The organism is Aquimarina sp. I32.4, assembly GCF_002924285.1.
GTDB lineage: Bacteria > Bacteroidota > Bacteroidia > Flavobacteriales > Flavobacteriaceae > Aquimarina.
This window is the reverse complement of sequence record NZ_PGUB01000206.1, coordinates 1-2,785: the sequence shown is the minus strand read 5'-3', so window position 1 is coordinate 2,785 and position 2,785 is coordinate 1. Positions and strand designations below refer to the sequence as shown.

At 30.0% G+C, this 2,785-nt stretch carries 6 protein-coding genes; 5 read left to right on the top strand and 1 reads right to left on the bottom strand.

What is annotated here, in order from left to right; all coding sequences use genetic code 11:
- Nucleotides 1-54: 54 nt before the first annotated feature.
- Genes CVD18_RS22900 through CVD18_RS21905 form a run of 3 tightly spaced genes read left to right on the top strand, consistent with a single transcriptional unit; the run spans nucleotide 55 to nucleotide 1,252 of the window.
- Entirely contained in the window at nucleotides 55-216 is a 162-nt protein-coding gene (locus CVD18_RS22900) for a hypothetical protein (RefSeq protein WP_158250541.1), read from the top strand.
- Nucleotides 179-973, top strand: coding sequence for a hypothetical protein (locus tag CVD18_RS21910; RefSeq protein ID WP_146052907.1), 795 nt, complete (start codon nucleotides 179-181; stop codon nucleotides 971-973). Before CVD18_RS22900 ends, CVD18_RS21910 begins: the two co-directional genes overlap by 38 nt.
- Before the next feature lie 21 nt (nucleotides 974-994).
- Nucleotides 995-1,252, top strand: coding sequence for a hypothetical protein (locus tag CVD18_RS21905; protein ID WP_103867585.1), 258 nt, complete (start codon nucleotides 995-997; stop codon nucleotides 1,250-1,252).
- A gap of 6 nt (nucleotides 1,253-1,258) precedes the next feature.
- On the opposite strand, the gene CVD18_RS21900 is transcribed toward CVD18_RS21905, so the two are convergent.
- Nucleotides 1,259-1,705, bottom strand: coding sequence for a hypothetical protein (locus CVD18_RS21900; protein WP_103867584.1), 447 nt, complete (start codon nucleotides 1,703-1,705; stop codon nucleotides 1,259-1,261).
- Between the two features lie 157 nt (nucleotides 1,706-1,862).
- On the opposite strand from CVD18_RS21900, the gene CVD18_RS21895 reads away from it, so the two are divergent.
- Both CVD18_RS21895 and CVD18_RS21890 read left to right on the top strand, forming a co-directional pair.
- Entirely contained in the window at nucleotides 1,863-2,132 is a 270-nt protein-coding gene (locus tag CVD18_RS21895) for a hypothetical protein (RefSeq protein ID WP_103867583.1), read from the top strand.
- A 300-nt stretch (nucleotides 2,133-2,432) separates the two neighbouring features.
- A complete protein-coding gene (locus CVD18_RS21890) occupies nucleotides 2,433-2,690 on the top strand; it encodes a hypothetical protein (protein WP_103867582.1) in 258 nt (85 codons plus the stop codon).
- Nucleotides 2,691-2,785 lie beyond the last annotated feature (95 nt).

Sequence of the window (2,785 nt, the reverse complement as noted above, 5' to 3'; positions counted from 1 at the left end):
AAATCCCTTATTTAGTGGTGTTTTAGGGTAACAAACCATAAAATACACTGACAAATGAAGAACCTTATTATTTTATTAGGAATTCTATTCTTATTTATCACAATAAGTAGTTGCGAAAAGAATGAATTAAAAAATGAAACTTATGAGACAGAAATACAACTCATTGAACCAGGAGAAGATGGCGCAATCGACCCTGGAGACAGAAGGGAAAATTAAAAATAAGATATTACCATTTATAAAAGGGGGGCTAGCATTTCTGCTAGTTACCCTTTCTTTATTTCATGTTTTTTTTGACAATAAATCAGACAAAGTGCCTCTAAACAATAAAAAATATGATGAGGCCATCGCTAACCGAGATAATACTAGAGTCAAGTATTTAGAAGATTTAAAAAATAGAAGAACCAGCATAGATGAATACTATACCCTCGCTAAAAAACTAAATAAGAAATCTAAAAAAGAAATAAATGAGATAAATGCTGAGTTAGGACAAATAAATAAAGAATATTCATTTAGAGGGCGAAGTAGTTTTCATTTTTGGATATTTGTCTTCGGGTTAGTTACTGCATTATTCTTTTTTAGTTGTAAATCTTTACATGATGATTTCTCCAGAGGTAGTACATATAAATTTCACTTCGTATCCTTTACAGGTATTTTAGTTTCAATGTTTTGGTTTATTCATTTAGTTTTTCTTACTCAAAAAGATTTTGCACAAAATAAATATATAATTGTTCTATTGGCCTGTGCTATATTATGTAGTGCATTTACCTATTTTTTAGTTAAGTATTATACATATAAAGATGACATTATCTATAAACAACTTTCTTTTCTAGAGCGATTACGTGTTATACATTACCCTAGAGTTGTATTAAAAGCAAAATATGCCGAAAAGGTTGGGCTTATTGCCAAAGATGATCTAGATGAAGATATAGATAATTTTCAGGAAGATTTAAAAGATGTAATCAAAGGTGTATAAGAAAGCTTGAAAAAAGATATTATGATAAAAAAAATAATAACCTTGTTTAAAAGGCGTCAGTACCTTAATAATGAGCAAAAAAAACTCTTTGAATCTGATCTAAAAAAAGAGCTTGAAAAAGTTGAAAAAAAAGTTACTAATCAATATAAAAAGTACAAACGTAAAAATATGGAAATACGAGTATTAAGAGAGATTCTGGAGGAAAGTGAAGACCACTATACAGAAAGTGAAATTAATTCATTATATCATATTATTATCAATGAAACTCAAAAACACTAATTTGTATTATTTACTTTTTTTGAGGATAATTTCTTTTAGTTTTTGCATCTCTTTTTCGTAACTAACCTTTTCTTCTTCTAATTGCAATAATCTTATATTGCCCTCAATGTATTTTCTAAAAAGTTGATTTTGCATTAATTCTGTGTTATTATCCAAAAGGTATTTTATAAGTACATTGATATCTTCTTGTTGCAATAGATCCGTAATGTTTTTGTTGATTACATTGGTTCTCATAATATCACCTTTACCTGTTAATAGCCATTCTGGATTAATGTCTTTATAGATGGTTAATATTTTGACAATTTTGTCTCCTCCTAACTCACTTTTAACTCCAGCTCCTTTAAAATTAGAAGGAGATATTCCAGTTTCTTTAAAGAAAATAGACTTCTTGATACCCTGCTTTTCAAGATAAACAAGCACTCTTTGTTTAATGTCAGACAAAATTTTATCCATTTTATGTTGTTTTGGTCTAAATTTAGACTATATTTGTATTATCGAAACCAATAAACAAATATATGAAAACAGTATCAACAATTTATGCTTTGTTTCTTATTGGTCATATCTATAAAAGCGAGTATCACTTTGTAGGCAAAAAAACAATCTAGTAGACATGGCAATAAACGATCATCAACCTATAAGTGCATTTTTATCAGGATTATTAAAAAAATCCCTGACCACATTGCAAGCACAACATATAGCTGATAAATACAAAGTACACTATAATACGATCATCAATATAAGAGATAGAAGAAAAAAAGCACCCGATAAATTAATTCTCAAAGACATGATAAAAATGGCAATCATCAATCAAAAGAGTAAAATAAAAACTAGTAATGACTTGATAACCTTTTTAGAAATAGAGCTCAAAAAAATAGAATAATCAGTTGGTATCACTAGAAATAAGTAAGCCCAACCAATTATATAAAATAGCAATTATTATGAATAAAAAGAATTTACCTACAGTAGGGTAAAACAGACCCATAAGTAATACTATGATATAAAACAAAGTGCATACATGCGATATATCAAATCAAAAACAAGGGTACTTATCACTTGGGGTGATAGTAGATGTCGTCTTTAGCCAGAAAACAATTGCTGGTCACCTTATATAAGTACCTGTCGTCTTTGTCTGTATTGCTAGACTCATAAGAAATGAATAATAGATTAACCCCCAAAGAGTATGAAAACAGCCCCTATTGTACCAGATCGTTTCAGCGTATTTGAAGCCACGGTATTCAACTATTTGTTGATTAACCCCCAACTATTTGATACCTGTGTACAAAAACATGGTGGGTATGCCCTGTTGCTACGCATCTGGATAGCAGAAAAATATACCAATGGCAGTACAGCCATAGAGGTAGCAGAGATGATCAAGCAGTCAAAATTGTGTATAGAATCTATCAAGGCAGGTAACCCCTTATCTATATCAGTGCAGTGAAGTGGTATTGTACCACTAGCAAAAGGGAGCAAAGAGACAGGAGTAATTTATTATTAGTTAGTATAATTTGCAGTTTGTGTAATCCTGCGCCCCAT

What these genes read in the sequence shown, in the direction of transcription:
- CVD18_RS22900 (WP_158250541.1), top strand. Translation starts at nt 55, where the DNA reads ATGAAGAACCTTATTATTTTATTAGGAATTCTATTCTTATTTATCACA.
- CVD18_RS21910 (WP_146052907.1), top strand. Translation starts at nt 179, where the DNA reads ATGGCGCAATCGACCCTGGAGACAGAAGGGAAAATTAAAAATAAGATA.
- CVD18_RS21905 (WP_103867585.1), top strand. Translation starts at nt 995, where the DNA reads ATGATAAAAAAAATAATAACCTTGTTTAAAAGGCGTCAGTACCTTAAT.
- CVD18_RS21900 (WP_103867584.1), bottom strand. Translation starts at nt 1,705, where the DNA reads ATGGATAAAATTTTGTCTGACATTAAACAAAGAGTGCTTGTTTATCTT.
- CVD18_RS21895 (WP_103867583.1), top strand. Translation starts at nt 1,863, where the DNA reads ATGGCAATAAACGATCATCAACCTATAAGTGCATTTTTATCAGGATTA.
- CVD18_RS21890 (WP_103867582.1), top strand. Translation starts at nt 2,433, where the DNA reads ATGAAAACAGCCCCTATTGTACCAGATCGTTTCAGCGTATTTGAAGCC.